Source organism: Undibacterium sp. (assembly GCF_030683615.1).
Taxonomy (GTDB): Bacteria; Pseudomonadota; Gammaproteobacteria; order Burkholderiales; family Burkholderiaceae_D; genus Undibacterium; species Undibacterium umbellatum.
The window spans coordinates 118,741-145,699 of record NZ_JAUXQE010000036.1 but is presented as its reverse complement, the minus strand read 5'-3'; the positions used below and the strand labels follow the sequence as shown (position 1 = coordinate 145,699).

Annotated in this window: 25 protein-coding genes and 5 tRNA genes; 14 read left to right on the top strand and 16 right to left on the bottom strand. The window is 48.5% G+C overall.

Features of this window, described 5'->3' with window-relative positions; genetic code table 11:
- The first annotated feature begins 68 nt into the window (after nt 1-68).
- Together Q8K39_RS19095 and Q8K39_RS19090 are read left to right on the top strand one after the other, a co-directional pair.
- Complete coding sequence (locus Q8K39_RS19095; RefSeq protein WP_186951860.1) at nt 69-644, top strand: elongation factor P; 576 nt, start codon at nt 69-71, stop codon at nt 642-644.
- 337 nt (nt 645-981) lie between these two features.
- Complete coding sequence (locus Q8K39_RS19090; RefSeq protein ID WP_305262692.1) at nt 982-3,369, top strand: fused MFS/spermidine synthase; 2,388 nt, start codon at nt 982-984, stop codon at nt 3,367-3,369.
- Nucleotides 3,370-3,451: 82 nt separating this feature from the next.
- Here the strand turns inward: Q8K39_RS19090 and Q8K39_RS19085 are convergent, their stop codons facing one another.
- Genes Q8K39_RS19085 through Q8K39_RS19075 form a run of 3 tightly spaced genes read right to left on the bottom strand, consistent with a single transcriptional unit; the run spans nt 3,452 to nt 5,982 of the window.
- Nucleotides 3,452-4,264 carry a MetQ/NlpA family ABC transporter substrate-binding protein gene (locus Q8K39_RS19085; protein ID WP_305262690.1) on the bottom strand — a complete coding sequence of 271 codons (813 nt, stop codon included), beginning with the start codon at nt 4,262-4,264 and terminating at the stop codon, nt 3,452-3,454.
- Nucleotides 4,265-4,291: 27 nt separating this feature from the next.
- On the bottom strand, nt 4,292-4,951 hold the full coding sequence (locus Q8K39_RS19080; RefSeq protein ID WP_186951863.1) for a methionine ABC transporter permease: 660 nt from the start codon (nt 4,949-4,951) through the stop codon (nt 4,292-4,294).
- Complete coding sequence (locus Q8K39_RS19075) at nt 4,951-5,982, bottom strand: methionine ABC transporter ATP-binding protein (RefSeq protein ID WP_305262687.1); 1,032 nt, start codon at nt 5,980-5,982, stop codon at nt 4,951-4,953. The genes Q8K39_RS19080 and Q8K39_RS19075 overlap by 1 nt, the downstream gene beginning before the upstream one ends.
- Before the next feature lie 273 nt (nt 5,983-6,255).
- Here Q8K39_RS19075 and Q8K39_RS19070 point away from each other — a divergent pair, with 273 nt between their 5' ends.
- Both Q8K39_RS19070 and Q8K39_RS19065 read left to right on the top strand, forming a co-directional pair.
- The gene (locus tag Q8K39_RS19070; RefSeq protein ID WP_186951865.1) at nt 6,256-6,549 is read left to right on the top strand and encodes a hypothetical protein; all 294 of its coding nucleotides are present in this window, start codon (nt 6,256-6,258) and stop codon (nt 6,547-6,549) included.
- A 194-nt stretch (nt 6,550-6,743) separates the two neighbouring features.
- Nucleotides 6,744-8,309 (top strand): ABC transporter substrate-binding protein, encoded by a 1,566-nt coding sequence (locus Q8K39_RS19065; RefSeq protein WP_186951866.1) that lies wholly within the window; start codon nt 6,744-6,746, stop codon nt 8,307-8,309.
- A gap of 25 nt (nt 8,310-8,334) precedes the next feature.
- Here Q8K39_RS19065 and Q8K39_RS19060 read toward each other — a convergent pair whose 3' ends face one another.
- Together Q8K39_RS19060 and Q8K39_RS19055 are read right to left on the bottom strand one after the other, a co-directional pair.
- The gene (locus Q8K39_RS19060; protein ID WP_305262684.1) at nt 8,335-8,748 is read right to left on the bottom strand and encodes a bacteriohemerythrin; all 414 of its coding nucleotides are present in this window, start codon (nt 8,746-8,748) and stop codon (nt 8,335-8,337) included.
- 105 nt (nt 8,749-8,853) lie between these two features.
- Entirely contained in the window at nt 8,854-10,416 is a 1,563-nt protein-coding gene (locus Q8K39_RS19055) for a thioredoxin fold domain-containing protein (RefSeq protein WP_305262683.1), read from the bottom strand.
- A gap of 234 nt (nt 10,417-10,650) precedes the next feature.
- Between Q8K39_RS19055 and Q8K39_RS19050 the strand changes: the two genes are divergently transcribed.
- Nucleotides 10,651-11,703 carry a sulfate ABC transporter substrate-binding protein gene (locus Q8K39_RS19050; protein WP_305262681.1) on the top strand — a complete coding sequence of 351 codons (1,053 nt, stop codon included), beginning with the start codon at nt 10,651-10,653 and terminating at the stop codon, nt 11,701-11,703.
- A 61-nt stretch (nt 11,704-11,764) separates the two neighbouring features.
- On the opposite strand, the gene Q8K39_RS19045 is transcribed toward Q8K39_RS19050, so the two are convergent.
- From Q8K39_RS19045 to gltX, 5 genes are all read right to left on the bottom strand, one after another.
- Complete coding sequence (locus tag Q8K39_RS19045; RefSeq protein ID WP_305262680.1) at nt 11,765-12,184, bottom strand: DUF1801 domain-containing protein; 420 nt, start codon at nt 12,182-12,184, stop codon at nt 11,765-11,767.
- A gap of 161 nt (nt 12,185-12,345) precedes the next feature.
- A tRNA-Glu gene (locus tag Q8K39_RS19040) sits at nt 12,346-12,421 on the bottom strand.
- 67 nt (nt 12,422-12,488) lie between these two features.
- Nucleotides 12,489-12,564, bottom strand: a tRNA-Glu gene (locus Q8K39_RS19035).
- 32 nt (nt 12,565-12,596) lie between these two features.
- Nucleotides 12,597-12,672 (bottom strand) — tRNA-Ala (locus tag Q8K39_RS19030).
- Between the two features lie 64 nt (nt 12,673-12,736).
- The gene (gene gltX / locus Q8K39_RS19025) at nt 12,737-14,131 is read right to left on the bottom strand and encodes a glutamate--tRNA ligase (RefSeq protein WP_305262679.1); all 1,395 of its coding nucleotides are present in this window, start codon (nt 14,129-14,131) and stop codon (nt 12,737-12,739) included.
- Nucleotides 14,132-14,323: 192 nt separating this feature from the next.
- On the opposite strand from gltX, the gene Q8K39_RS19020 reads away from it, so the two are divergent.
- The 3 genes from Q8K39_RS19020 (at nt 14,324) to Q8K39_RS19010 (ending at nt 15,554) form a co-directional block, all read left to right on the top strand.
- Nucleotides 14,324-15,226 (top strand): pseudouridine synthase, encoded by a 903-nt coding sequence (locus tag Q8K39_RS19020; RefSeq protein ID WP_305262678.1) that lies wholly within the window; start codon nt 14,324-14,326, stop codon nt 15,224-15,226.
- A gap of 72 nt (nt 15,227-15,298) precedes the next feature.
- Nucleotides 15,299-15,375: transfer RNA gene (locus tag Q8K39_RS19015), tRNA-Pro, on the top strand.
- A 102-nt stretch (nt 15,376-15,477) separates the two neighbouring features.
- Nucleotides 15,478-15,554: transfer RNA gene (locus Q8K39_RS19010), tRNA-Pro, on the top strand.
- Nucleotides 15,555-15,618: 64 nt separating this feature from the next.
- Here the strand turns inward: Q8K39_RS19010 and ribD are convergent.
- Both ribD and apbC read right to left on the bottom strand, forming a co-directional pair.
- The gene (gene ribD, locus Q8K39_RS19005; protein WP_305262677.1) at nt 15,619-16,716 is read right to left on the bottom strand and encodes a bifunctional diaminohydroxyphosphoribosylaminopyrimidine deaminase/5-amino-6-(5-phosphoribosylamino)uracil reductase RibD; all 1,098 of its coding nucleotides are present in this window, start codon (nt 16,714-16,716) and stop codon (nt 15,619-15,621) included.
- A gap of 13 nt (nt 16,717-16,729) precedes the next feature.
- Nucleotides 16,730-17,818 carry an iron-sulfur cluster carrier protein ApbC gene (apbC, locus tag Q8K39_RS19000; protein ID WP_305262676.1) on the bottom strand — a complete coding sequence of 363 codons (1,089 nt, stop codon included), beginning with the start codon at nt 17,816-17,818 and terminating at the stop codon, nt 16,730-16,732.
- A gap of 180 nt (nt 17,819-17,998) precedes the next feature.
- Between apbC and Q8K39_RS18995 the strand changes: the two genes are divergently transcribed.
- Nucleotides 17,999-18,688 carry a carboxypeptidase regulatory-like domain-containing protein gene (locus tag Q8K39_RS18995; protein ID WP_305262675.1) on the top strand — a complete coding sequence of 230 codons (690 nt, stop codon included), beginning with the start codon at nt 17,999-18,001 and terminating at the stop codon, nt 18,686-18,688.
- Nucleotides 18,689-18,737: 49 nt separating this feature from the next.
- Here the strand turns inward: Q8K39_RS18995 and Q8K39_RS18990 are convergent, their stop codons facing one another.
- Together Q8K39_RS18990 and Q8K39_RS18985 are read right to left on the bottom strand one after the other, a co-directional pair.
- A complete protein-coding gene (locus Q8K39_RS18990) occupies nt 18,738-20,255 on the bottom strand; it encodes a phage tail sheath C-terminal domain-containing protein (RefSeq protein ID WP_305262674.1) in 1,518 nt (505 codons plus the stop codon).
- Between the two features lie 34 nt (nt 20,256-20,289).
- A complete protein-coding gene (locus Q8K39_RS18985) occupies nt 20,290-20,889 on the bottom strand; it encodes a DUF924 family protein (protein ID WP_305262672.1) in 600 nt (199 codons plus the stop codon).
- Between the two features lie 126 nt (nt 20,890-21,015).
- Between Q8K39_RS18985 and Q8K39_RS18980 the strand changes: the two genes are divergently transcribed.
- From Q8K39_RS18980 to Q8K39_RS18965, 4 genes are all read left to right on the top strand, one after another.
- Nucleotides 21,016-21,549 (top strand): GbsR/MarR family transcriptional regulator, encoded by a 534-nt coding sequence (locus Q8K39_RS18980; RefSeq protein ID WP_110254021.1) that lies wholly within the window; start codon nt 21,016-21,018, stop codon nt 21,547-21,549.
- A gap of 123 nt (nt 21,550-21,672) precedes the next feature.
- Entirely contained in the window at nt 21,673-22,110 is a 438-nt protein-coding gene (locus Q8K39_RS18975) for a thiol-disulfide oxidoreductase DCC family protein (protein WP_305262669.1), read from the top strand.
- Nucleotides 22,111-22,118: 8 nt separating this feature from the next.
- Nucleotides 22,119-23,423 carry an SDR family oxidoreductase gene (locus Q8K39_RS18970; RefSeq protein ID WP_305262667.1) on the top strand — a complete coding sequence of 435 codons (1,305 nt, stop codon included), beginning with the start codon at nt 22,119-22,121 and terminating at the stop codon, nt 23,421-23,423.
- The gene (locus Q8K39_RS18965) at nt 23,420-23,893 is read left to right on the top strand and encodes a DUF2269 domain-containing protein (protein WP_305262666.1); all 474 of its coding nucleotides are present in this window, start codon (nt 23,420-23,422) and stop codon (nt 23,891-23,893) included. The genes Q8K39_RS18970 and Q8K39_RS18965 overlap by 4 nt, the downstream gene beginning before the upstream one ends.
- Nucleotides 23,894-23,938: 45 nt before the next feature.
- On the opposite strand, the gene Q8K39_RS18960 is transcribed toward Q8K39_RS18965, so the two are convergent.
- Together Q8K39_RS18960 and Q8K39_RS18955 are read right to left on the bottom strand one after the other, a co-directional pair.
- Entirely contained in the window at nt 23,939-24,670 is a 732-nt protein-coding gene (locus Q8K39_RS18960; RefSeq protein WP_186951882.1) for a site-2 protease family protein, read from the bottom strand.
- Between the two features lie 33 nt (nt 24,671-24,703).
- Nucleotides 24,704-25,591 (bottom strand): DUF2167 domain-containing protein, encoded by an 888-nt coding sequence (locus tag Q8K39_RS18955; RefSeq protein ID WP_370868642.1) that lies wholly within the window; start codon nt 25,589-25,591, stop codon nt 24,704-24,706.
- Nucleotides 25,592-25,848: 257 nt separating this feature from the next.
- Here Q8K39_RS18955 and Q8K39_RS18950 point away from each other — a divergent pair, with 257 nt between their 5' ends.
- Nucleotides 25,849-26,916: a hypothetical protein gene (locus Q8K39_RS18950; protein WP_370868641.1), complete on the top strand. Its 1,068-nt coding sequence runs from the start codon at nt 25,849-25,851 to the stop codon at nt 26,914-26,916.
- The last annotated feature ends 43 nt before the right edge of the window (nt 26,917-26,959 follow it).

Here is a 26,959-nt window from a genome sequence, read left to right as displayed (position 1 = left end):
TTGCGGTGATTTTTTGCCAGTAGGCAACAGATGATTTTTACGCAACCTACTTTTTACGTATACTCGCTATGAAATTTGCAAAAGAAATTCGTGTTGGCAACATCATTATGGTCGACAGCAAACCAATGATCGTATTGCGCTCTGATGTCAATGGTTCCAGCCGTACAGGTTTCACTTACAAGTGGAAAATGAAAAACCTGTTGACCAACAGCCCACAAGAAAACGTCTTCCGTGGCGACGACAAGTTTGACGTAGTTGTATTGGACAAAAAGCCAGTTACTTATTCTTACTTCGCTGACCCACTGTTCGTATTCATGGACCAAGAATACAACCAGTATGAAATCGAAGCAGAAAACATGGGCGATTCCCTGAATTACCTGAAAGATGGCATGGAATGCGAAGCCGTATTCTATGACGGCAAAGCGATCTCTGTTGAATTGCCAACGACCATTGTTCGCCAGATCATTTATTCTGAGCCAGCAGTCAAAGGTAATACTTCAGGCAACGTACTGAAAGAAGCCAAGATCGAAAACGCAATCGAAGAAAATTGCCATATCGTTCAAGTGCCACTGTTCGTCAGCCAGGACGACATGATCGAAATCGATACACGCACTAATGAATACAAAAAAGTCGTACGTAACTAAGACGTAATTACTTTGTAAAAAAAAGCCGCTGAATACAGCGGCTTTTTTTCGCCAAAAATCATTACATTACCATTTCAGCGCCGTCACCTTCACCGGATTTACTGCAAGGAAAAAGAATTTACCAGTCAAATCTAGACCACTCAAAGACTTCAGATAACAATCAAAGCTCAGATAGATAGCTCGTCATAATTTATTCATTTGACAATATTTGCCACGACCCCTAATATTTTATTATTTCTTACTATTATTTGCTTAAATATATTCCAGTCACGATATGAACAGCAAATATTAGACTTCACCAACAAGCGCCTGGATGACGCTCATTATCAAAATACCCGTGAAAAAAATAAACACGCTGTTCGGAATTTTCTTTGCCTCTGGTTTTGCTGCGCTTGCTTACCAGATTTATTTCGCGAAAAAACTTGCCCTGGTATTTGGCAGCCAGTCCAGCGCTACTTATACTGTGCTGGCAATTTACATGACGGGCATGGCAATCGGTGCAGCCATAGGTGCTGGTCTGGCGAAACGCACGCGTTTTCCTGTACGGATGTATGCAATCGCAGAATTGGCCATCGCTTTATACTGTTTGTGTACGCCCTACATATTTTCATTAGCACATGATATCTATCTGATGATTGCAGTCGGCTATAGGCCTGATTCCAGTTCCCTCGTCATTTATCAGGTTTTACTGGGCGCACTGGTCTTGCTTTTCCCGACCATCTTGATGGGTCTGACCTTTCCCTTATTGGTAAAAGCCGCAGCAGACAGCAAATCCTGCATCGCCTCCATCTCCGGGTTTTATTCCGCCAATACTTTTGGAGCTGCGTCTGGTGCTTTGTTATCCGGCTACCTGATCATTCCAGCTCTGGGCATGAATGGCACGCTTTGGCTTTCCTCGGCAATAGATATCCTGGTCGCCGTACTGGGTTTCTTGTTGGTCAGTGAAGCAAAAACTTCAAATGACCTGCCAGCAAAAGTACATGAGCAAGCAGATCCACATGTACACGGATCACATCGCTTTGGCCTACTTGTCTTGCTTGTCGTCGGTGCACTCACAATGATGATGGAAGTCTCGACCATCCACTTGCTGGCGGTAGTCATAGGCAACAGTACCTATGCATTTTCTCTTATGCTGACCTGCTTCCTTGCTGGCTTGGCACTAGGTGGGCGATATGCAGGAAAGGCATCCAGACGTTCAGCCAATGAACATTTGAATGAAGCTTTGTTCTTGCTGACCTGCACCATCTTGTGCTCTACATTCATGTGGCAGCTTTCTTCCCTGTATTTTTTTGCCCTGGCACAAATTACCGTTCCACACTCATTCTGGTTACGCGAATTTTTGCGAGCCATTCCTGCCATCATCATTGCCCTGCCACCGGCATTCGCCATCGGTGCTATTTACCCTGTCAGCATGAACATAGCATCCAGAGGGCAGCATGATAGTATAGGTTTTCCTTCAGCCATTAACACCTTGGGTAACATCGCCGGAGTATTGCTGGCGGGATTTGTGCTCTTGCCTGCCATCGGTGGATTTCATACCAGTTTGCTATGCGGCATTGTCGCTTTCGTGTTGCTGCTGATTTCCACCTGGAATACGCGCGATAAATCTGCTCCGGCATTTCAGCAGTATGGCAGCGCCATTGCCGCCTCAGTGCTACTGATTGCATGCCCCAAACAACTGGACTTGAATGTTATCGCCACCGGCATCAATACATACTTCAGACCTCCGTATTACGCAGGCTGGAAAATGATAGAGCATGCAGAAAGTGCAGATGGCGGCCTGACTGCAGTCATGGCACAGAACATCGAAGGTATAGAATTTAAAACCTTGACTACCAATGGCAAGTTCCAGGGAAACAATGCCATGAAAAGTGGCAGTGAAATGGCCGCACAAACAGGCTATGGGCTCATTCCTACGCTCCACCTGAGCAATTATGATAAGGCCCTGGTAATAGGATATGGAACGGGCGTTACCGCGATGGCAATACATGAATCTGGCTTCAAATCCATGAACATCGTTGACCTTAGCCGTGACTTGGTGAATATTTCCAATCGCCATTTCGCTGACGTTAATCAGGATGTTGCGTCACAAGCTGGAGTATCTTTTTTTTACACAGATGGCAGAAACTATTTATCACTGACTCAAGACAAATATGATCTGATCGCTATACAACTCACGTCCATCTGGTTTGCTGGTGCTGCCTCACTTTACAACCAGGAATTTTATGCCTTGGCCGCAAGCAAACTTGCCCAAGAGGGAGTTTTAAAACAATGGTTTCAACTAAAGCATATGTCAAAACGAGATTTGGGAGTCATGATCGCCAGTGCATCCCAAACGTTTCGCTATGTCTGGGTGTATGTAGTAGGTACGCAAGGTGTCATGATTACCAGTAACAGTCCAAGTGCATTTCCAAATAGCCAAAAGGAAGAACGTCTGCGCTCCATGGACACGAACGCGAAGATCAGAGCATATCTTGATCTATATCCAAATGGGGTAGGAAGCATACCTGAAGCACTTGTACTGACTCCTGAGCAAGTCCGGTTCATGATTTCATCCAGGGAATTGCTGCTATCCAACGACAACAATCTCTTACTAGAATACAGCACGCCAAAAGGCAATGCGATGAAAGACGCTGATTTTCGAGACAATCTTGATTATCTGAAAAGCTTTGCGTCCAAACCAACACTAAAGCAGGCAGCAACCGAACCAGCATTAATGAACTGAGAGCAACTAACAAAAACTGGTTTAAAAACGAAACAGCCCTGCAAAAGAATGTTTCAGGGCTGTTTCCTTCATCAGAAAACTATTAAAAAGCCGGTACGACCGCGCCCTTGTATTTCTCTTCGATGAATTTTTTGACTTCTGGTGAATTCAATGCTGCAACCAGTTTTTTGAATGCCGGACTGTTTTTATTGTCTTCACGTGCCACCAGTAAATTCGCATATGGGGAATTTGCATCTTCGATAAACAGCGAGTCTTTCACAGGATTGAGTTTCGCTTCTATCGCATAATTGGTATTGATCAAAGCCAGATCAACCTGGTTCAATACACGTGGCAGAGTCGCGGCTTCCAGCTCTTTGAATTTCAGTTTCTTAGGGTTTTCAATAATATCTTTCTGCGTCGCCGAGATATTTTTTGGGTCCTTCAATTTCAACAAACCTTGTTTGGCCAGCAACAGCAAGGCACGGCCCGAATTGGATGGGTCATTCGGAATAGCGACCGTAGCACCATCAGGTAAATCAGCCAGTTTTTTATACTTGCTTGAATAGGCAGCGAAAGGCTCTACGTGCACCTTGGCGATAGGCACTTCGATATCGTTCTTGTGGTTTTTCTTGAATTCGTTCAGGTAAGGCTGATGCAAAAAGAAATTGCCGTCCAGGTGTTTTTCATTGACTTGTACTGCTGGCTGTATGTAGTCGGTGAATACTTTCACTTTCAAATCCACACCTTCTTTAGCCAGTTTTGGCTTGATAAATTCCAGTATCTCTGCATGTGGCACAGGGCTGGCAGCAATGTGTAAAGTTTCCACCGCAAATACTGTTGCTGGTGCAAACACGGCAGTTGCTGCCAGACTGCCTGCCAGGATAAGAGAGAAACGACGTTTCAAGTTCAAAGACATATAGACTCCAATTTAATTAATGTAAACTTACTTACGTGTGAATTTCAAAACCAGCTTGTCACCTGCAAATTGCAGCAACTGCACCAGTACAATCAAAATAAATACCGTGACCACCATGACCTCAGTCTGGAAACGCTGGTAACCATAGCGCAGGGCCAGATCACCCAGCCCACCTCCGCCGATCACTCCCGACATGGCCGCATATGACACCAGAGCTATCGTGGTCACCGTTGCAGCAGCCAGCAAACCAGGCAAAGCTTCAGGTAATAAGGCATGCCAAATAATTTGCCAGGTCTTGGCACCCATGGCCTGGCAGGCTTCGATAATTCCTTTATCCACTTCACGCAAAACGTTTTCCACCAGCCGCGCAAAGAATGGTGTCGTACCTATCACCAGCGGCGGTATCGTGCCTGGCACACCCAGCGATGTTCCCATCAATATCAGCGTGAAAGGGATCAGTACAATCAGCAGAATAATGAAAGGGATGGAGCGCAAAATATTCACCACAACAGATAACACCCCGTAGAGAAAACCCTGCTCCAGCAATTGTTTTTTACCTGTCAAAAATAGCAACACACCCAGAGGCAAACCCAGCAACACTGTGAATAGCAGTGAGGCACCTGTCATGGTCAAAGTATCGAGTGTCGCCAGTGCGATATCACCCCAGTCAATTTGAGAGAAATCCATCAATGTACTCCTGCCGCTGCGTTGATTCTTGCGACCCTGACACCTGCATTGATGAGTAAATTCTCCACAGTCTCAGACTGCTCTTGCGTGCTATGCAATTCAACCAGCAACTGTCCATACGGCGTATTCTTAATGCGCCCTATCACCCCTTGCAAGATGGCGATATCAATTTTTGTTTGCGCTGCAATGCGGGTAATAATGGGTTCATGCGTGCTGGTGCCGACATAACTCAGGCGCAGCAAATGACGGCCTGGATCTTGGTCACTGCGTTCCAGCGCTGACAAATCCAGGGCCTGATTTTCAGCAACCAGGCTCTGCGTTACCTCATGCTGAGGGTGCAGGAAGACATCGACTACATCACCCAGTTCAACAATTTCACCAGCATCAATAACTGCTACCTTGTCGCAGATAGTGCGTATCACCTGCATTTCGTGTGTAATCAAAACGATGGTCAGTCCCAGCTGTTGATTGATATCCAATAGCAGGCGCAAGATGGCTTGCGTAGTCTCAGGATCAAGTGCCGAAGTCGCCTCATCGCACAACAATAGATGCGGATAATTTGCCAGCGCACGGGCAATCCCCACTCTCTGCTTTTGTCCACCCGATAATTGTGAAGGATATTTATTACCCTGATCTTGCAAACCCACCAGTTCAAGCAATTCAATGACTCTTGCCTGAATTTCCTGCGCTGTATATTTCCCGCTCAGCTTGAGGGGAAAGGCGATATTTTCAGAGACGGTTTTTGCATACAGTAGATTAAAATGCTGGAACACCATACCTATGCGCTGGCGCAAATTGTGTAACTGCGGCCCGTCAAAAGCAGTAATGTCTTCGCCTTCTATCCACACCTTGCCCTGGCTGGGGCGCTCCAGTAAATTCAATGTGCGCAGCAAGGTACTCTTGCCTGCCCCAGAACGGCCTATGATGCCAAAAATTTGTCCTTTATTAATTTCCAGATTGATATTATTGAGGGCCAAAACATCCTGGCCGTTGACCTTGTAATACTTAGCTAATTGCTCAATTCGTAACACTGATTTCCCAAACAAAATATATAACCGATGGGGAGCACTGTATCGAAAGGAACCGAGCTTTTCCAATCATATAATCGAATTTGTATATACAAAAAAATGTCTAAAGTAAGACGAAAATCGAACGAAAAATAAATCATTAACTTGCCCGTCATCAAGTTTTCCTAAAGCAATAAATATGAATTTGTGTTTAAATCGCTTGAATATTCCAGGCCTGACTACTATGTTGGAATAAGTTTCAATCTACGCTCCAAGTGAGCAAAAGCGAGTGCGATAATGGTGACTTCAATCAATTCTTCCAGTTCAGCGCAAACCCAGCAGCTACTTCAGCAAGCTGCAGAAGCGCGTGCAAAACAAAATAGCGAAACCATAGGTGCGGCACCAGACCGCGATTCCGGTAAGGTTGATGCGATCGCTGATGCAAAAAGGGTTACCGATGCGCAAGCTACGCAGCAAGCGCAGTTGAAGCAAAACGCAGCGAAGCAACCGGAACCACCGCCGGAGCAACCCAAGCCTGTGGTCAATACCAGTGGCCAGATAACAGGAACAAGGATTAATACTACAGCCTGAATTTGCGTTACCCTCAAAAACCGCCAGCGGAAATGCATGGCGGTTTTTTATTGTCCAAACCTGTCATAAGCTCATAAATAAAGATTATTTGCAATCAAGACAAGTGCTCAGCACATAATGGCGGTGAATGCTAAGCTCTGTATCTGTGCGCTATTCAACAGTGCTTGCAAATAAACAAGGTAATAATGCAATTTATGAATAAGAAAAATCTACTCGCCACCTCCATCGCTGCATTGTTAATGACAACGGTCAGCTTCAGTTTTGCTGCGAATTTAAAAATTGGTCTGGCAGCGGACATCAATTCTTTGGACCCGCATTATTTCAATAGCGGCCCGAATAACGCCATGGCATCACACTTGTTTGAGGCGCTGGTGAGCGTGGATGCTGACGGACGTATCGCACCAGGCCTGGCTTTGTCCTGGAAAGCGATCAATCCCACTACCTGGGAATTCAAATTGCGCCAAGGCGTGAAATTTCATGATGGTAGCGAGATGACTGCAGACGATGTGGTGTTTTCTCTCGACCGGCCAGCACAGATAAAGAACAGCCCCGGTCCCTATACCAGCTACACCAAGCAAATCATTGCCAAACAGATTATTGATCCATATACCGTGCGCCTGAAGACAGCGAGTGCATATGGCCCACTGCCGCTGGACATGAGTTCTGTCTTTATTGTTTCAAAAAAGGCCGCATTACAGGCGAGCACCGATGATTTCAATAGCGGCAAGTCCACAATAGGCACTGGCCCGTATAAATTCGCCAATTTCAAGCGTGGTGATGTCGTTGAATTGACGAAAAACGATGCTTACTGGGGCGAGAAATCGGCCTGGAATAAAGTTTCCTTCCGTATCATCACTGCAGGCGCGCCACGGATGGCGGCCCTGCTTTCTGGCGATGTTGATGCCATAGAAAGTATCCCTCCGGCAGATTTAAGCAAGCTGAAAAGCAATGCCAAATTCAAGCTGGAACAAAAGGTTTCGTGGCGCACCCTGTTCTGGCATCTGGATCACCAGGCCAGGGTCTCACCTTATATTACTGACAAGGCAGGCAAACCGCTGACGACCAATCCGCTGAAGGACATTCGTGTGCGCAAGGCCATCGCCAAGGCCATCAACCGCGCCGCATTGACTGACCGCATTTTGGAAGGCCTGGCAGTACCTGCATCCAACCTCGTCGCACCTGGCGTGTTTGGTTATGACGATAGTTTGAAGGTGGAAGCGTATGACCCGGAAGGAGCAAAAAAATTGCTGGCAGAAGCCGGTTATCCGAATGGCTTTGCCATCGCCCTGCACGGGCCGAATAATCGCTATATCAATGATGAACAAATAGTACAGACCGTAGCACAGTTCCTCAGCAAGGTGGGTATACAAGCCAGAGTAGAAACTCAACCACTGGCTGTCTACTTTCCTAAAGCGGCGAAAGGTGATTACAGCATGGCCTTGCTGGGCTGGGGTTCGCTGGCGGGTGACTTTGCCTTGCGTACAGTGCTGGGCACCGTCAATGCGGAAAATGGCTGGGGTAGCTGGAACTGGGGCAAATACAGTAATCGTGCATTGGACGAAGCGGTAGAATCATCCCTGGCGTCGACTGAAGCCGATAAACGCGAAGCCTTTGCAAAAAAAGCTGCTGCAATCGCCCTGCAAGACTATGCGATCATCCCCCTGCATCACCAATATGCGAGCTGGGCATTGCGCAAAGGCTTGAAATACAAGGCAAGGACGGATGAATTTACTTTTGCCCATCAGTTCAGGCCAGAGTAAAAACGGTAATTGGTGCTGGCTCAGTTCACAAGTGATCCAGCCCACGCTCTTTGGCTGCTGCAGCAAGTTGCCTGTCATTGCGATGGATATGATGGGTGAGCCAGAAACGCAATAATTCAGCAGTATCCGTGGCAACAGTATGCGCACCTTTGTTCAAAGCTTCTTGCAAAACCAGGACCTGAGCAATCAGTTTTTTGTGCAATGCTTTATGCGCTAGCTGGTCAGGGTAATTCATATACTCCATGAGCATTTCTTCTCGCTGGAAATGTTCTTGTGTATAGCTCAGCAAATTATCCAGAATACGACCAATAAGAGCTGCATCCCTGCCATCGCTAGCCGCTAGGTGCAGGCTATTGACCAACTCTATCAATTCCTGATGATCACGGTCTATCAAGGTGTTGCCCACGCTTAAACCCTCATCCCATTGAAAAAAGTCCACGGCCATTCTCACTCAGGTTCAAGCAACTTGTTTATCCAATAAAAAATCCTGCAGCACCACTGCCGCAGGACTCATCTTAACTCAAATTCCTTGCTGTTATCTCTTTCAAGACTTATTCAAGACACCCTGGCAAACAGACTTTTGTGGATCGTTCGCTGGCAACTTGTTGCAAATGCCATCGAGTTGTGTGCGCACTTTCTGGTAGGTGACTTGATGCTTCCCCTCTTTATTCCAGTCTGTGAGCTTTTTACCCATTTTTTCAAGGTAGGCACGATTGCGCTCATAGAAAGCATTGTCCACTTTGGCGGCTTCACCGAAGACACTTTGCACGGCTTTTTCTATTCGCGCATCATCATTCGGCGCCAGATCAACCAGATTGCTGACATAGTTGGAACCCCATTGCAAACGGGTGGCAGGCCCTTTGGCTGCGTTATAAGCCTGCTCATACCAGTTTGCGGCAGCCACTTTGTCACCACGTTTTTTGGCATTTGAACCGAGAGTGGACATGAAATAATACGGCGAATGTGAACGCTTGAGTTCGGCCTTGAGCAAAGTATCGGAATCATCCAGCAAGCCGGCGCCACCCAGTGCATAGGCAGCGGCATTGACGACGGACTGGCGCTCATACGCATCGCTGGTAGCTTTCTCTATCAAGCCCACACGCTTTTGCACCTCTTTTTGCAGAGCTGCTTCAGGCTTGGCATTGTCCAGGCTGGCCAGGGATACTTGGGCAATGATTGCGCCCAGCCTGTCGGTTTTGGAAATACTGGCATCATCGGCCAGTTTGACCAGGGCTGCATTCCAGGCATTGACCAGTTTAATGCGCTGCTCTGATTTGCTGGTGGTCAAAAATTCGGTTATTTCTTTTGCACCATTCGACAGCAAGTCCATGTTGTCCCGTGCTGTTTTTGGATCTGCAATGGCTTTCAAGACTTTCTCTGTCGCCTGTGCCTTGTCTATCGTTGGCACGGTCTGGCCTGGCTTGGCAGAGGCTGCAGCATATATGCCGCGCAAGTACAGGCGTGTTGCATGCAAACCTGCGGGGCTGACCTCAGACAGCTTCAGCAAAGTGGGAACCAGTTCCTTGCCTGGAACAAGTTTTTGCTCTGGATCATCCCATGAATAGTCAGCCAGCAAACTCCAGTCTTCATCCTTGAGGTTTTTACTACCTGCCAGCGCCAGTTTCATCGTGTCCTGAACGGACAATGTGGTGTTCAATGCTTGGGTCAGGACTTGCAGATACCGCTCAGAATCCACTTCACCTGGCAGACGAGTGATTTCTGTGCCATCTGGTTTAAACAGGATCATGGTGGGATAACCACGCACCTTGAACTGCGAAGCAAACTTTTGCGCGCCTGGTGTATCCCCATCCAGGTACACAGGGATGAAATGACGTGATTTATCGATGAATTCCTGACGATTGAAAATCGTCGCTTTCACTTGATTACAAGGTGGGCACCAGACTGCCCCCCAATACAAAAACAAAGGCTTGTTGCTGGCCTTGGCCTGGGCAAAAGCCGCATCCACATTATTGTCTTTGCGCCAGTCTATACCAGCTTGTGTAGTCTGGGCAGAAGCACTGGCCGCTTTACTGTCAGCCGCATAAGCTGGCAATGTTGCAGTACTAGTAGCCAGTAAAGCCACCAGCAGGGAGGAAATTATCTTCATGGATTTGGACCCGGGATAAATATATCAGGCAATCAGTGTAACAAAATTCATGCCCATGTTGTGCAGTCAACATACCCGGTTATCAGACTAATTTTGAGTATGCTTATTTGTTTCTTCCCGTACCTGGCGCGTGGATGACTTATGCCATTTCTGTCTAAGCAAGTATAAATATCATCGTTCACAAGGCAGGCATTTTTGCTCATGATGGCTAACCTGAAACTGGAGAGCAAAAAAATGAACAAAACCGCATATGTAAAACAATTAATCAAAACCCGCCAACGCCAGCGCCGTAATACTTTCGCAGCCACCTTGCTGATTGCAGGTGTCGGTCTGATCGCTGCCTACAAGCCCGCACAGGCAGCCACTGGCATCCTGAATGCATCCTACGACGTGACGCGAGAATTGTTCAAGGACATCAATCCTGCCTTTGTCGCTGACTGGAAAAAGAAAACCGGCGAAAGCATCAGCGTCAACCAGTCACACGGTGGCTCCAGCAAACAGGCACGCTCTGTCATTGATGGACTGGAAGCATCAGTAGTCACCATGAACCAGGCCAATGATATCGACATCCTGGCAGACAAGGGTTTGCTGCCACAAGACTGGGCCAAGCAATTCCCAAACAATTCAGCGCCGTTTTATTCGACCATGGTGTTCCTGACACGCAAGGGCAATCCCAGGCAAATCGCTAACTGGGAAGACTTGGGCAAACCCGGCTTAAAGGTCATCATCCCCAACCCAAAAACATCAGGCAATGGCCGCTATAGCTACCTTGCTGCATGGTGCTCAGTCATCAAGAATGGCGGCACAGAAGCACAAGCCAGGCAACTGGTGGAAAACTTGTTCAAGAATGTCCCGGTACTCGACGGTGGCGGACGTGGAGCCACCACCACCTTCACCCAGCGTGAAATTGGTGACGTACTGGTGACTTTTGAAAATGAAGTACAACTCGTGCGCCAGGAATTTGGTGACAACTTTGAAGTCGTCTATCCAAAAATTTCCATCCTGGCAGAGTCACCTGTTGCAGTAGTGGGTAAGGTCGCAGACAAATTGGGTACCCGCAAAGTCGCTACCGCCTATTTGCATTTCCTGTACACCGAAGCAGGCCAGGACCTGATCGCCAAACACTATCTGCGCCCACGCTCAGAAGTCGCGGCAAAAAAATATGCTGCTTCTTTCAGGCCTGTGAATTTGTTTACTGTCGATGATGTCTTCGGTGGTTGGAAGCAAGCGCAGAAGAAGCACTTTGATGATGGCGGGGAATTTGACCGGATCTACATCAAGAAGTAAGCCAATAATAAAGCCCCCCGCAAACTGTACGACAGAAATCGATATAAACAACTTATTTTGTTTATACGCCCAGCATGGGAAGATGTTTTCTGTCGTGATAAGTCAACGACAAAAGAATGCAGTGCTTCACTTCATCCACTGGAATTTCATCATCCCGATGAAAAATAATGGCGCGATTACCTGCAAACTTTAGCTTGTCGCTGTAAAGCTCTTTAAATGTATCAAGCAGTCTGGTCTGGCAATGAAAATACATGGCGTATTGTTCAGGCGCCGAACTCTTCCAATCTATTCTGACAGTACTGCCTTTTTTCGCGAGATAACTTGGCTCGCCCCATTTCAGGGTTTCCTCCAGCGTATCCGCCACCTTACATTCTGATGCAGTATCCAGTACCAATTGACGCAGGTACATCAGCTTTTGCCTCATGTGAGGTGGATAGTTATTGAAGACATCTGCAACCTGGGGATTTTTGAATTTATCCATCCCTCCCCTCCTTTTCGCTGAGACATCATGTTGGATGCTTATTGTCGAAATTGCCGAAAGAAATACAGAATCGAAAAAACTGATGAAGAGTAAAGCATACCGCAAAAACAAAAAAGCCTTGATCTCTCAAGGCTTTTTTGTTTCTCTTAACGAGAACTTACTGGCGTCCCCAAGGGGATTCGAACCCCTGTACTCACCGTGAAAGGGTGATGTCCTAGGCCTCTAGACGATGGGGACATATTCTGTCCGTGTTACTGACCTAATACTAACAACTTGTTGCCCACAATAACTTAATAAAGTTGATTGGCGTCCCCAAGGGGATTCGAACCCCTGTACTCACCGTGAAAGGGTGATGTCCTAGGCCTCTAGACGATGGGGACAACAAGTATGTTTTCTGCTCTGCCACATTTTTTGGTGGAGGTAAGCGGGATCGAACCGCTGACCTCTTGCATGCCATGCAAGCGCTCTCCCAGCTGAGCTATACCCCCGACGCTGCAGAACAGAAACAAGATTATAGGGGATACATCGTCAGATGTAAAGCCCCCAGACTTTCTAGCCTGCAATCACGCTCAGACGTTGCGTAACAACTTCACGGCCAAACAGCTCGATGACAGCATCGATAGATGGTGTCTGCAATTGGCCTGTCAGCAGCAAGCGCAAAGGCATGGCCAGTTGTGGCATCTTCAGTGAGAAGTCTGCCAGGGTTTGTTTCATGGCGGCAGACAGGGCTGCTTTATTCCACTCCACGGTTTTGCATAGCTCGGCGTATTGACGCAAGGCTGGCAATATCGCCTCAGTCACATGCTGGGTCATCAACGCCGGGTCTGCTGCTGGCTGGCGATAGAACAGCATGGCCGCCTGTCCCAGTTCTACCGTGGTATTGGTGCGCTCTTTCAACAGTGCGATCACGGCTTCCAGTGCGGGCGCATTATCAAACTGCGCCCCGTCGTCCAGCATTTGCTGCTTGATCAAACCAGCCAGGCGCACATTGTCTGCCGCCTTGATATAGTGGTTATTGATCCACGCCAGCTTTTCAGGATTGAACTGGGCAGCAGAACCAGACAAATGACTTAAATCGAACCAGCTGCACATTTGCTCCATGGAGAATATCTCATCGTCACCATGGCTCCAGCCCAGGCGGGCCAGGTAATTGAGCATGGCTTCAGGTAAATAGCCCTGTTTTGGATATTCCATCACACTTACAGCACCGTGGCGCTTGGACAGTTTTTGACCATCAGGGCCTAATATCATAGGCAAATGACCATAATGCGGCAGAGTCGCACCCAGCGCGTTCAGGATATTGATCTGGCGCGGTGTGTTATTGACATGATCATCACCACGGATAACGTGAGTGATTTGCATATCCCAGTCATCGACTGCAACGCAGAAGTTGTACGTTGGCGTGCCATCAGGACGAGCAATAACCAGATCATCGAGCTCACGGTTGCCGATAGTGATTTGCCCCTTGACGACATCCAGCCAGCTAACTTCACCTTCCAGAGGGTTTTTGAAACGTATTACTGGTTTGCGGTCAGCCGGAATCGCTGGCAAAGTCTTGCCAGCTTCAGGACGCCAGGTGCCGTCATAGCGCGGTTTTTCACCTGCGGCACGCTGACGTTCACGCATGGCTTCAACTTCATTCGGTGAAGAATAGCAGTGATAGGCAGTGCCTTTTGCCAGCATGTCGGCCAGCACTTCGCTATAACGCTCCATGCGTTTCATTTGATAGAAAGGGCCTTCGTCATGATGCAGACCCAGCCAGTTCATGCCATCGAGAATGGCTTGCACGGCTTCTGGCGTGGAGCGTTCAAGATCGGTATCTTCAATACGCAGCACGAACGTGCCACCAAAATGACGGGCAAATGCCCAACTGAACAAGGCAGTGCGGGCACCACCAACATGGAGATAGCCGGTAGGGCTGGGAGCAAAACGGGTACGTACAGTCATGAGATCACTAGCCTGCGCCCTGCTGTCGATATAGCTGACATACTAGAACGCGATAATGGTTAAAACCAGCATTTTACCGTTTTAACATCCCGGGCGGATAGTTTCATGATGCCAGGCAGTCAGCCAAACTCCTGACTGATGCCTGCGTGATAGTATGGCGGAGCAAATAGACCACCCGATAAACGATCAAGCATGCAAGTCCAGTCTCCTCCATTTCTGCCGTTACCCGTACGCGATGGCATCGCCCCCAGCTATATCTGGATACCAGAAGGTCATTGGGACAATGTCTTCCTTTTTTTGCAAGATCATTTCCCTGATGTGGCTGCCCACACCTGGCGAGCACGACTGGACAAACAAGAAGTCGTTGATCAACACGGCAATGTCCTTATTGCTGACAGCACAGTCAAACGCGGCATGTGTATTTACTACTACCGTGAAATCGAGAATGAAACGCCTATTCCGCTTCATGAAGAAATCCTGTTCCAGGATGAACATTTGTTGGTAGTCGATAAACCGCACTTCTTGCCCGTCATTCCATCCGGTCGTTTTTTACAGGAGACTCTACTGGTCAGGCTGAAGAAAAATACTGGCTTGATGGATCTGACGCCCATACACAGGCTGGATAGGGAAACCGCTGGCGTCATGCTGTTTTCACACAACCCATCTACTCGCGGCCAGTATCAGTCCCTGTTTCAACGTAAAAGCATGGCAAAGACTTATCACGCAGTCGCAAAGCACCTGTCTGAACTGTCTTTCCCCCTGCGCCATTGCAGCCGCATGGAAGAAGCAGAAAAGTTCTTTGTCATGCGTGAGGTCAACGGTATCGCCAATTCCGAGACCTTGATAGATATCAAGGAAAGACGTGGAGAAAATAGCCTCTATCAACTACAGCCTGTGACTGGTAGAAAACATCAATTGCGACTTCACATGAGCAGCCTGGGTGCACCTATTGTGAATGATGCCTTTTATCCGGTCGCCCTGCCCTGCAAGGCCGATGACTTTTCTGCACCATTGCAATTATTGGCAAAGTCCATCCGATTTGATGATCCACTCACTGGCCGAGAGCGATATTTCGAGAGTAGAAAATCATTGTAAGTAGCTGGCATAGTGGGCTATGCAGGCAAACGGGTTGACAGCAAGGCCCTAAAGCAGTAATATTGCGGTCTTCGGAGTGTAGCGCAGCCCGGTAGCGCACCTGCTTTGGGAGCAGGGGGTCCAAGGTTCGAATCCTTGTACTCCGACCAGATTCCAGGGATCGTCAGAGACGGTCCCTTTTATTTCGGAAGATTCAGATCTTGTTTTTTAAGACTGCATCAACTTAAATAATAAATGACAGACCAGTTTTTCGGAGTGTAGCGCAGCCCGGTAGCGCACCTGCTTTGGGAGCAGGGGGTCCAAGGTTCGAATCCTTGTACTCCGACCAGTTAAAAAGGATCGTTGATTTTTCAACGATCCTTTTTTCTTTTCTGCTGCGCAATTCAAATGATTTATCTGAAGCGCGCCAGCATCCTCAAATCATCACCCACGTGGCTGATTTCGTGAAATTGCAAAACCCTCGCCTGATCCACATGCGCCAATTCTGGTAAATTAAATAAACCAGCCCCACGCCCCAGGAGCTTGGGTGCCAGGTAAAGTAATAATTCATTGACACAGCCTTGATTGATCAATGCACCATTCAGTGTCGCACCCGCTTCCACATGTAATTCATTGATTTGCCTGCGACCCAGTTCTTGCATCAACAATGGCAAATCCACTTGCTGATTCGCACCCGGTAAGCAAATCACTTCTGCCCCTGCCTGCTTCAGTTGCGCCTGCTTTTCTGCATCTGGCACAGCACATACGATCAAGGCACCGCCTTGCAACACTTTGGCTTGCGGCGAGATGCGCAGATGTGAATCGACAATGATTTTTTTTGGCTGACGTGGCGTGTCTATACCCCTCACATTCAGCATGGGGTCGTCTGCCAACACCGTGCCTATGCCAGTCAAAATCGCATCTGCACGCGCACGCCAACGATGTCCATCCTGCCTGGCTGCTGGTCCGGTGATCCACTGGCTTTGGCCATTACTCAAAGCGGTGATACCATCGAGGCTGCCAGCAACTTTCATCCTCACCCAGGGCTTGCCTGTTTCCATGCGCTGAAAAAAACCTATGTTCAATTCCCGCGCCTGCAAAGCCAAGTCAGGAAAGGTACCACATTCAACTTCGATGCCTGCTTCCTGCAAGATACTTAAACCGCGCCCTGCCACTTGTGGATTGGCATCCTGCATGGCCGCAACCACGCGCGCAATTCCCGCATCTCGCAGACCATTTGCGCATGGTGGCGTGCGGCCAAAATGGCTACAAGGCTCCAGCGTGACATAGGCAGTTGCGCCATGCACGTCATGGCCTTTTGCGGCAGCATCGCGCAAGGCTTGCACTTCTGCATGCGCCCGCCCTACAGGTTGGGTCCAGCCCTGCCCCAGCACCTGACCCTCACGCACTATCACGCAACCCACCTTGGGGTTAGGTGAAGTTTCTATGGTGGCACGTCTGGCCAGCTCCAGCGCCTGCTGCATGTAAGCATAATCAGCCTGCTTATCCATACTCGCTTGCACCTCAGGTATTTTGTATGGTGATGGTCGGAAACTTGCTGGTCATATCCTTGGCTTTTTCAGCGACCTTGATTGCGACCTTACGGGCGATGTCTTTATACAAGCCAGCAATTTTCCCGTCAGGCTCAGCAACTACTGTCGGCGTACCAGAATCAGCTTGCTGGCGTATAGCCATTGTCAAAGGCAAGCCACCAAGGAAATCAACGCCAAAATCGGCGCACATCTTCTGCCCACCACCTTCGCCAAAAATATGCTCGGCATGACCGCAGTTGGAGCAGATATGGATGCTCATGTTCTCGACGATGCCCAAGATAGGGATGCCAACTTTTTCAAACATCTTGAGACCCTTGCGCGCATCCAACAAGGCGATATCTTGCGGTGTCGTTACGATGACAGCACCAGTGACAGGCACTTTTTGCGACAGCGTCAATTGCACGTCACCCGTACCTGGTGGCATATCGACGATCAGATAATCCAGATCGCGCCAGTTGGTTTGCCCCAGCAATTGCTGCATAGCCTGGGTTACGAGGGGACCACGCCAGACCATGGGTTCGTCAGGGTCTATCATGAAACCTATGGAAGATACTTGTAGGCCATGGTTTTCCATTGGCTCCATGGTTTTGCCGTCCACCGTCTCAGGGCGGCCAGAGATACCCATGATCATGGGTTGAGACGGGCCATAGATGTCGGCATCCAGAATACCGACGGCAGCACCTTCAGCCGCCAGGGCCAGGGCAAGATTGGCAGCAGTAGTCGATTTACCAACCCCACCCTTGCCAGAGGCCACGGCAATTATATTCTTCACATTAGGCATGAGCTTGATACCAGGCTGCACGGCATGGGCAATGATTTTCGAACTCACATTAACTGTGACCTTGCCTGCACCTGGCAAGGCTGCAATGGCTGCCACAACGGCAGCGCGTATCATTTCAAACTGGCTTTTCGCAGGGTAACCCAGCTCGACGTCAAGGCTCACATCTACGCCTTCTATCTTGATATTTTTTACTGATTTAGTCGTTATCAGGTCTTTATTTGTGTTTGGGTCTGTTACTTTTGCCAATGCGGCTTTAATGTCGTCAACTGTAATACTCATGCAATTCTCCATAGATATCCTGCAAGTCTAGCGCAATTTGTGCGTCTGGGCTGCAATACCCTTGCTGACAGGCTTGTTGTAAGTGAGCATCTTGAGAAGATACAAACTCCTTTGCCAAATAAAGTTCAAGCATAATAGCCCTGCGCTCATTTGTTTTTATAAGAAAATCAGGAGAAATTGATGCAAATCCAAGCAAAACTGCCGCCCCGCAAATTCCGCCTGCCATTATCTGTTTTGGGATTGCTCAGTTATTCACTAACTGCCCAGGCTGGCTTGCTGGTGGGGCATTTGACCGACAAGAACGGGCAAGCCATGAGCAATGCCGTTATGTTCGCAACACCATTGGATACGCCTTCACCTGCAAAAAAACCTGGTGAAACCAGCATTGTGTCGCAAGAGAATTATGCCTTCAGCCCTTTCCTGACTGTCATACGCAGTGGGACGCAGGTGCGTTTTCCCAACAAGGATAATCACGAGCATCACCTGAAATCATTTTCTCCAGCAAAGACCTTCGAGCTGCGCGTGAATAGCAAAAAAGAAGAACCAGCACCTGTCCTGTTTGACAAAGTGGGTGAAGTCGCCCTGGTCTGCCACTTCCACGACTGGATGCGCGGTTTTATCTTTGTAGTTGATACGCCGTATTTTTCCAAGACCGATGCGTCAGGCAGTGTGGCCCTGAATAATCTGCCCGCCGGCAAGTATGAAGTCAAAGCCTGGGCGCCGAATATGTTTGGCGAACCGCTTGCACAAACTGTGCAAGTGGCAAATGACGGCCCAAGCAATGTCAAATTCCAGTTCAGCTTCGTACCTAAAGCGCCACCTGCTCCGCGCAATCTGAACAAAAGTACAGCCACATTTGGTTATGACTAGCTTATGAGGTCTTAATGAGTGCCCGGCATGGTGCCAGGCACTCTCTCAGTTAGCTGGTTTGCATCTGCTGTTGAAAGGTCAGTACGATAAATTCTGCCGGATGCGTAAGCGCGACTGAAACTGTCACCTTCATCACACCATCGAGTATGTCTTGCCCTGTCATGGTGCTGCCCAGCCCAACTCTGACACTATATGCCTCATCTGGCTTGCTGCCAGCCAGAGCACCCTCCTTCCATAGTGCATTCAAAAAACTGCTGATTGAGGCATTCACGCTAGTCCAGGTCAGGCTATCGTTGGCTTGAAACACACAGGATTGCAAAGCTGTTTTAATCGATTGCTCCAGCATGATCATGGTGCGTCTGACATTGATGTAACGCCAGTCATCGCTATTTCCCGCCAGGGTGCGCGCTCCCCAGACCAGCAAACCGTAGTTGGGAAAAGTGCGTATGGCATTCACAGCCAATCCATTCAAGGGCATATTTAAATCTGCCTGCTGCTGGTCATTGACAGTCACAGCAGGAGAAATGGCATTGATGATGGTCGTATTAGCTGGCGACTGAAACACACCAAAAGTATGATCAGTACGTGCATAGACACCAGCCATGGCTGTAGAGGGCGGCAAAAGATTAACGCTGCCAGCGATATTGTTCATGCAGGATTGATACAACGGCGATACCGCCATCAGGCTTTGATGACGCTGACGCACTGCCACTGCGTCACTTGTTTGCGGCAACAAGGCGACGATGCTTAAGTAAGCCTTTAGCTTTGTCGCATTACCAGCAGGGTCGGCAGGAAATAAAGTGGTTGCTTCCGTATTCAAATCTGCTACCAGCAAAGGCAAGGTACCAGCTGAAACCCAGCTGTAATCGATGTCACTGATACTGACGATATTCGTATTCAGCCATGGATAATAACTGACGCCATATTTATTGAACTCATCACCCAGCCCGGCAATCCTGTAGAAGCCACCGTTGCCTGTGCCGCCAGTGACAGGGTCTTGCGCACTGCCATCTGCGGGTAAATAGCCATTGAGTACATCCAGTACGCACATGAGATGCTGCGCTTGTTCACAGCTTTGCAAAGCCAGTTGCGAAACACTGGTCCAGTCATCCAGGCTGAGGTGCACAGCATCGGGCATGACCAGCAAATCAGCTTCTGTACATGCAGCGACAACAGCCAGCGCACTGGTATAAGCGTCCTTGCTAAAAGTACCCACAGCAATTACATCGCCATAAGTACCAAGAGAAAGGATGTAGCAAACCCCGCCACCATTATTGAAGAACAATTGCAAACCAAAATATAAACCGAAAGCCGGCGCAGCTTTATTGGCCCGATATGGTGGCATCGCCTGCGTATTGCTCACGTAGTCATACTCTATTTGTGGTGCAGCGCCGAAAATGCTGATGTACTCACTCAGGGATGAAATGAGTATGGGCTTACCCGCACCGCTGGCCTCGGCTGTATATCCCACAAAGACAGGTATGCCAGTTGGCACCGCCACCACGGCACTGGAAAAACCATCCACTTCAGTGACATAGACACCTGGTGTTGCAAGTTGTTGAATCATGGTCGAGTACTCCGTAGTAGCCTGCTGCCATCTTTTAAAAAGACGATCCAGGTTCAGATAAAAATTTCACTTCTTCTGGTGTTGATGCTCTTCCCAAAATTGCATTCCTGTGCGGGAAGCGGCCAAAGCGCTGGATGACTACGCGATGCTTGATGGCGAATTGATAAAAACCTTCAAAAGTCTCGCGCTGTGCTTCAGGCACTTCCTGGCGCAAGGCATCAAACAAGGCCACAGCCCTGTCCTGGTCTGCCAGCGACTCTGAATGTTCCAGCGGCAGGTAAAAGAAAACTCTTTGGATAGGGCGCAACTGGCGGTCAGCCTGTGCCAGCAGACCCGCCTCACAATAAGCCCTGGCCTGCGCATCATAAGCGAAGGACTCGGGCGTGTTTCTATACATATTCCTGGGGAACTGGTCACACAGGATGATCAGTGCCAGCCTGCCTTCTGCTGTATTTTCCCAGCCTGCCAATTCCTTTTGCATTGCTTGTTCGGTTAAATTGGCGAAACCATCCCTGATGGCAGCATCCAGATCATCGCTCTTGGACCACCATAATCTGGTCTGGGATTGCGCGGTCTTGGCATCGTCGGGATCCATCCCAAACCAGAAATTTAATACTGCGTGCAAATCATCCATCAATGCCTCTCTTCTTTGATATCTTGTTAAAGTCTCATTCACAGCAATTTTATCTTTTATTAAGGAAATTTATAATTCTTTTATTTCTGTCTTGACTGAAATAAAGGAATTAACTACACTGTGCTCATGGAACTTACACCCGTCAAACAAAAATTTATCCTGCACTGGGGCGAAATGGGCACCTTATGGGGTGTTAACCGTACCGTGAGCCAAATTCATGCCCTGCTGTATATCGTTGGCTGCCCCATGCAGGCAGAAGAAATTGCAGACACATTGGGTGTAGCCAGATCGAATGTATCCAATTCGCTGAAAGAGCTGCAAAACTGGAAGCTGGTGAAACTCGCGCATGTCATGGGTGACCGCAGAGCACATTATGAAACTTCGCTTGATGTCTGGGAATTGTTTCGCACAGTAGTGCGTGAGCGCAAGGAAAGAGAGTTCAATCCCACCATCACTACTTTGCAGCAATGCCTGGATAGCCCTGATCTGGATCAGGAAGACAAGGCCACACAGTTGCGCATAGCAGAAACGCTGGCACTAATGAAGACCGTCACCACCTGGACCGATGAAATGCTGCGACTGGAACCGAATACCCTGATGAAGCTCTTGAAAATGGGGGCGGCAGTACAAAAATTTGTGCGCGGGGATGACAAGCAATAAGCTTGCTGCAATAAGCTCTTCATCTGATTCGCACAAGAAAAAAATGCAAAGGCATTTTTTTTGAAGATACATTTCTGTTTTGACAGAAATGTCAGAAATAAAGTTAAACTGAGGAAGATTAAAATGAACGACTATCCACTCACCCTTCTGTATGATGCCTCGTGCCCTGTCTGCAAGCTGGAAATGGACAATTTGCGGGAGCGTGATCAATTGAATAAATTGAATTTCGTCGATGCCTCGGCACCTGGTTTTGATGCTGGTAAATACGGCGTCAACCTGGAAGAAGCAATGCGCGTCATCCATGGTGTCAAACCCGATGGCACGGTCGTCACTGGCGTAGAAACCATCCACCTTGCCTATCGCGCCGTGGGACTGGGCTGGCTGACTGCGGCGAGCAATTTACCGATACTCAAACCTATCTGTAATTGGGGTTATGAGTATGTCGCCAAAAATCGTCACTGGGTTTCCGAAATATTTGCAGATGCGATCATTCGCATTGCCGCGAAACGCGCGGAAAAACGTAGCCGCGCCTGCAAACAAGGCAAATGTTCAATTAAATAAGTTTCATCATGAAAATTCTTATCTGTGGCGCACAAGGTTTTCTGGGGCGCCACATCAGCCAGGTTTTGCAGGATGCAGGGCATGAAGTCTGTCATGGAGTGCGCAAACCAAAACTGCCCGAACGCCTGACTGATCCTGAAGAAATAGCGATCAATTATACGCAGGACATTGAGCCAGCCATCTGGGAAAAACGTCTGCGTCGCTTAGGGAAAATTGATGTCATCATCAATGCTGTAGGCATACTCAATGAAACGACAGAACTAAGTTTCGATGCCATCCATCGCGATGCACCTGCTGCCTTGTTTTACGCGGCATCTAGTTGCGGCGTTAAATCCATCATTCAAATATCTGCTTTGAGTGCTGCAAACGAAACAGAACATCCGGAAGCCATGACAGGCTATATGCAAAGCAAGCGCGCGGCTGACAAGACGCTGATAGCTAGCGGCCTCTGCTATCTGATCATGCGCCCTTCCTTGGTCGTTGGCATTGATGGTGGCAGTAGCCAGCTATTCCGCAGCATGGCCAGCCTACCTGTGCTTGGTTTGCCAGGTCGTGGTGAACAGCAGGTACAACCCGTGCATGTAGATGACTTGTGCGCAGCAATAGCTATCTGGCTAGCTGATGAAAACCGCAATAGCATGATTTTGAACACAGTAGGCCCGCAAGCCATTTCTTACCGGCGCATGCTGGAAATCTATCGCAAAGCCATGGGCATGCCAGCGCAATGCATGTTCTCTATCCCCATGCCTTTGATGCGCATGGCAGCCAGCGCGGCAAGGCTGTTGCCGCAAAATGTGCTGACGCCAGACAGTTTGCGCATGCTGGAGCAAGACAATGTTGCTGACGCCGTCCCCTTTGCTGCGCATCTGAGCAGGCCAGCAAAATCGTATAAAAACTGGTTCGCAGACGTCCCAGCCCATATGCTCGCCAGCAGCGCGATTGCAGGCTGGAGCCTGCCACTGTTTCGCTATGTGTTGGCTCTGATCTGGTTTGTTACGGCAGCGTTATCATTTGGTCTCTACCCCATCTCTGGCAGCCTGGCCTTATTGCAGCCTCTCGGCCTTAGTGGTGCGCCTGCCATGTTCATGTTGATGGCAGCATCTGCCCTGGATTTATCCTTAGGGCTAGCAACGCTGTTCTGGCCCAAGCGTATTTTATGGTTGATGCAAATTGCCCTGATTGCTGGCTATAGCTGCATCATTGCGATCTATTTGCCTGAATATTATTTACATCCATTTGGCCCTGTCCTGAAAAATCTGCCAATACTGGCTTTACTTGCTTATTTATTTGCTCATCAAAGAGACACAAAATGAACACCTATCTCTTGCTTAAAACCCTGCATATCCTGTCCTCTGTCTTACTGGTTGGTACCGGTTTTGGCTCGGCGTTTTATATGTTTTTTACCAACCGCAGCAAGCAATTCAAGGCGCAAATTGTGGTTGCGCGACTGGTGGTTTTGGCTGACTGGTGTTTTACGACACCCGCAGTAATCATCCAGCCCCTGACTGGTTTTGCCATGATGCACATGGCAGGCTGGCCCTTGAGCACACCCTGGATCATGTGGTCTTTCGTCCTATACCTTTTTGCAGGTGCCTGCTGGCTGCCTGTGGTGTGGTTGCAAATTCGCATGAAAGCCATGCTGGAAATTGCCGATGCCAACAACACTACTGTGCTGCCAGAGCAGTACTGGCGCTATGCGAAGATATGGGAATGGCTGGGCTATCCAGCATTCATCGCCATGATAGGTGTGTACTTTTTGATGGTGAACAAGCCCAGTTTTTAAGAACCCGGATACAGCAGGCGCAGAATACTGCGCTTGCTTTATTAACTAAATGCCTTTTACCTGACGCGCCGCCTGCACCATCTCATGCACATCATTGGTCATAACGGCCAGGAAGCCCAGCAAGATCAGGTAATAGGCTGCATAGGTAAATCGTACCTGGGATGACATATTGTAGTAAGCCTTGTTCTCTTCAGCCTCTGGATCGTATTTCCAGGCGCGCCACAATTGTGGCCAGGCCAGAAAACCGATAATGATCAGCATGGGGCTAGGGCGAAAATAAAACACAGCCAGCAAGATGGGAACGCCAACGAACCAGATGCGAGGCGTCAGCACTGCGGTGATGCGTCCGCCATCAAAAGGCATCATGGGTATCATATTGAAGAGGTTTAAAAAGAAACCTGAATATGAAACCGCCAGGAGCAAGTCGCTATTGTAGTTACGGGCGAGGAAATAACAAAGTATCGAAGCAACTGTTCCCGCCAAAGGACCGCCCATTCCTATATATGCTTCAGTCTCGGCATCATGGGGTTGATCTTTTATCTCAGTCCAGGCGCCCAGGAAAGGGATGAAAGTCGGCAAACCCGCGCGCAAGCCGCGCTGACGGGCCGCAATAAAATGGCCCAACTCATGGATAAACATGAGCAAGACAAATCCCACGGCATACCACCAACCAAATATCCAGGCGTAAAACACTACAGAAATAATCATGGTGCCGCCCGAGGTCAGCAACTTGCCAAATTTGACGCCAGAGAATAGCAGGAACAGCAACTTCAACATTTTTATTTATCCTTACCTGTACTTCATATAGAACTACGCTTTCTTGTGACCAAACAACTTGGCCACCAAGGCGCCCAAGCCTACCACGGCAACCAGAGCCAGTTTGGCGAACTTGGCCAGGAAAGCGAAAATCAATGCAAACAAGCCCAGTTTCTTGGCGGCGACGCCGCCAATCAAGGCAGCAAGACCATACTCAGCTACTTTATCCGTGCTGGCATTAAAGTCGCTATAACGTTTGCCGTTTGAAAATTCCAGATGCCCCAATAAATCTTTGGCGATGGCTTTTTGTTGCGGTAAATCATTGAGGGCTGTCACCAGATTCAAGCTGATATAGCCTTCGCGGCCAAGTGCATAGGTATTGTAGTTAACACCCTGGTTATCATTATTAGCCTGTTTGTCTTTGGTGATGGCCGACCAAACCAGTCTGTGCGTTGCAGCATCGTAGTTAGGCTTCTCTGCCCAGCCTACCAGTTGCATTTCAGGGATACCACGCTGAACACGTTCTTTATTGCCCTCTTCAGTACCTTCCCGCAAACTTTTCAGCAAATCGTCTGCATTCCAGTCTTTGGCGTCATCATCCTTGATATAGCCTGACTTTTCATACTCGGCCACAATCATCCAGTCACCCTCCTCAGGGAAAATCGCACCCAGCAAGCTTTCAATAGAAGAATTACCCATCGCACGCATGATGCGGCCAGCTGCGGGCATAGGGACAAAGAACTGACCGGCAGGCACTTTCAAGACAGCCTGATCTATCAATTTAATTTCTGCAGGACCTGCCTGCATGACCTTCTTCGCTTCATCAAAGGCAGCTTTCATCTCAGCTTCAGTCGCGGCATTTTGCGCATAAGCAAAATGGCTAAAGGCTATCAAAAATAAGGTTCCTACCCACTTTAAAAACTGCTTAACGATCATATTCATTCCCTGTAAATTTATATTTTGATGAGCAAGATGCCATCAAGGCATTCGCTGATCATTTATTGTGCGCAACTAATTTATGGATTTTTGTGAATTTATATACACTTTGTTTCCATTAAGTTAAGCATAATGCCTTGAAACATGGCCTAAATCAAATCCATACTTAAGTATTAGGCGCTAAAATAGCGTCCCCAGCTCAGGCTTCCCATTCAGATAAAAGTGCTTGCAGCCCTTACCAAAGAGCAAGCACTGGCAGAATCATGACCACCTTCGCAAGCGATACCAATACCAATACAGACAACTCAGCGTTGCACTTGCCTGCCGACATCATTGCAATGGCGAAGCAACATTTGCGCGACATCCTGCAGCTCGCGTTTGAGCACACGGATCAACATCAGGCAGTAGTCGTTTATGACCAGCGCTGCCCTCTGGCAGTCGCATTGACCAGCGCCTACCGCGCTTGCCTGCCCAATGCCCGCTTCATCGATTTTGATGCAGAGACACCTGAGTTTATTTTGTCAGCTTTAAATGCCCTGCAAGCATCTGATCTGGCTGTGCTGGTTCAATCCACCAATTTTCGCCTCGAAGCCTACAGGCTGCGCGTGGAATTATTCAAGCGCGGCCTGAAAGTCATAGAACATCCCCACCTGGCACGCATGGAAGGTGATGAAAACCTGTATTACATAGAGTCACTGGCTTACGATGCCAACTACTATCGCGGCACCGGCAATGCACTCAAACAAAAAATCGATAACGCCAGCCGTGGCGTCGTCGATAGTGGCGGCGCAGAACTGATCTTCAGTGGTCGCTTTGAACCGGCCAAGCTCAATGTCGGTGACTATCGCCAGATGAACAATGTCGGTGGTCAATTTCCCATTGGCGAAGTATTCACAGAATCGGTAGCGCTGGAAAATGTTTACGGAAAAATCCGCATTTTTGCCTTTGGCGATACGACATTTACCGTCAATCGTCCGGAACAGCCGATCACTCTGATCGTGGAAAAAGGCCAGGTCGTGGATACCGTCAATTCCACACCTGAATTTGATCAGGTGCTGACCAATATACGTGCTGACGACAGCGTAGTCTGGGTGCGTGAACTGGGCTTTGGCATGAACAAGGCCTTTTCCAAAGACAAGACAGTGCGAGACATAGGCACCTATGAACGCATGTGCGGCGTCCACTTATCCCTGGGAGCCAAGCATGGCAGCTATGCCAAGCCGCATATCAAGCGTGGCGAAGGCCGCCATCATGTCGATGTATTCGCCGTCACCGAAGCCGTCAAACTTGACGATGAAGTTGTCTACAGGAACGGTGCCTGGGTAGTTTGAGCATCATCCATTAGCAAAACAACACAAAAACCTCTTTACTATT

Excerpts from the sequence above, each read along its gene's own strand:
- Q8K39_RS19080 (WP_186951863.1), bottom strand. The coding sequence starts at position 4,951 with ATGGATTTCTCTCAAATTGACTGGGGTGATATCGCACTGGCGACACTC.
- Q8K39_RS19095 (WP_186951860.1), top strand. The coding sequence starts at position 69 with ATGAAATTTGCAAAAGAAATTCGTGTTGGCAACATCATTATGGTCGAC.
- Q8K39_RS18965 (WP_305262666.1), top strand. The coding sequence starts at position 23,420 with ATGAACACCTATCTCTTGCTTAAAACCCTGCATATCCTGTCCTCTGTC.
- Q8K39_RS18970 (WP_305262667.1), top strand. The coding sequence starts at position 22,119 with ATGAAAATTCTTATCTGTGGCGCACAAGGTTTTCTGGGGCGCCACATC.
- Q8K39_RS19055 (WP_305262683.1), bottom strand. The coding sequence starts at position 10,416 with ATGAAGATAATTTCCTCCCTGCTGGTGGCTTTACTGGCTACTAGTACT.
- Q8K39_RS19070 (WP_186951865.1), top strand. The coding sequence starts at position 6,256 with ATGGTGACTTCAATCAATTCTTCCAGTTCAGCGCAAACCCAGCAGCTA.
- Q8K39_RS18955 (WP_370868642.1), bottom strand. The coding sequence starts at position 25,591 with ATGAATATGATCGTTAAGCAGTTTTTAAAGTGGGTAGGAACCTTATTT.
- gltX (WP_305262679.1), bottom strand. The coding sequence starts at position 14,131 with ATGACTGTACGTACCCGTTTTGCTCCCAGCCCTACCGGCTATCTCCAT.
- Q8K39_RS18960 (WP_186951882.1), bottom strand. The coding sequence starts at position 24,670 with ATGTTGAAGTTGCTGTTCCTGCTATTCTCTGGCGTCAAATTTGGCAAG.
- Q8K39_RS19050 (WP_305262681.1), top strand. The coding sequence starts at position 10,651 with ATGAACAAAACCGCATATGTAAAACAATTAATCAAAACCCGCCAACGC.
- Q8K39_RS19085 (WP_305262690.1), bottom strand. The coding sequence starts at position 4,264 with ATGTCTTTGAACTTGAAACGTCGTTTCTCTCTTATCCTGGCAGGCAGT.
- ribD (WP_305262677.1), bottom strand. The coding sequence starts at position 16,716 with ATGGATAAGCAGGCTGATTATGCTTACATGCAGCAGGCGCTGGAGCTG.
- Q8K39_RS18980 (WP_110254021.1), top strand. The coding sequence starts at position 21,016 with ATGGAACTTACACCCGTCAAACAAAAATTTATCCTGCACTGGGGCGAA.
- Q8K39_RS18950 (WP_370868641.1), top strand. The coding sequence starts at position 25,849 with ATGACCACCTTCGCAAGCGATACCAATACCAATACAGACAACTCAGCG.
- Q8K39_RS19020 (WP_305262678.1), top strand. The coding sequence starts at position 14,324 with ATGCAAGTCCAGTCTCCTCCATTTCTGCCGTTACCCGTACGCGATGGC.
- Q8K39_RS19065 (WP_186951866.1), top strand. The coding sequence starts at position 6,744 with ATGAATAAGAAAAATCTACTCGCCACCTCCATCGCTGCATTGTTAATG.
- apbC (WP_305262676.1), bottom strand. The coding sequence starts at position 17,818 with ATGAGTATTACAGTTGACGACATTAAAGCCGCATTGGCAAAAGTAACA.
- Q8K39_RS18975 (WP_305262669.1), top strand. The coding sequence starts at position 21,673 with ATGAACGACTATCCACTCACCCTTCTGTATGATGCCTCGTGCCCTGTC.
- Q8K39_RS19045 (WP_305262680.1), bottom strand. The coding sequence starts at position 12,184 with ATGGATAAATTCAAAAATCCCCAGGTTGCAGATGTCTTCAATAACTAT.
- Q8K39_RS18985 (WP_305262672.1), bottom strand. The coding sequence starts at position 20,889 with ATGGATGATTTGCACGCAGTATTAAATTTCTGGTTTGGGATGGATCCC.
- Q8K39_RS18995 (WP_305262675.1), top strand. The coding sequence starts at position 17,999 with ATGCAAATCCAAGCAAAACTGCCGCCCCGCAAATTCCGCCTGCCATTA.
- Q8K39_RS18990 (WP_305262674.1), bottom strand. The coding sequence starts at position 20,255 with ATGATTCAACAACTTGCAACACCAGGTGTCTATGTCACTGAAGTGGAT.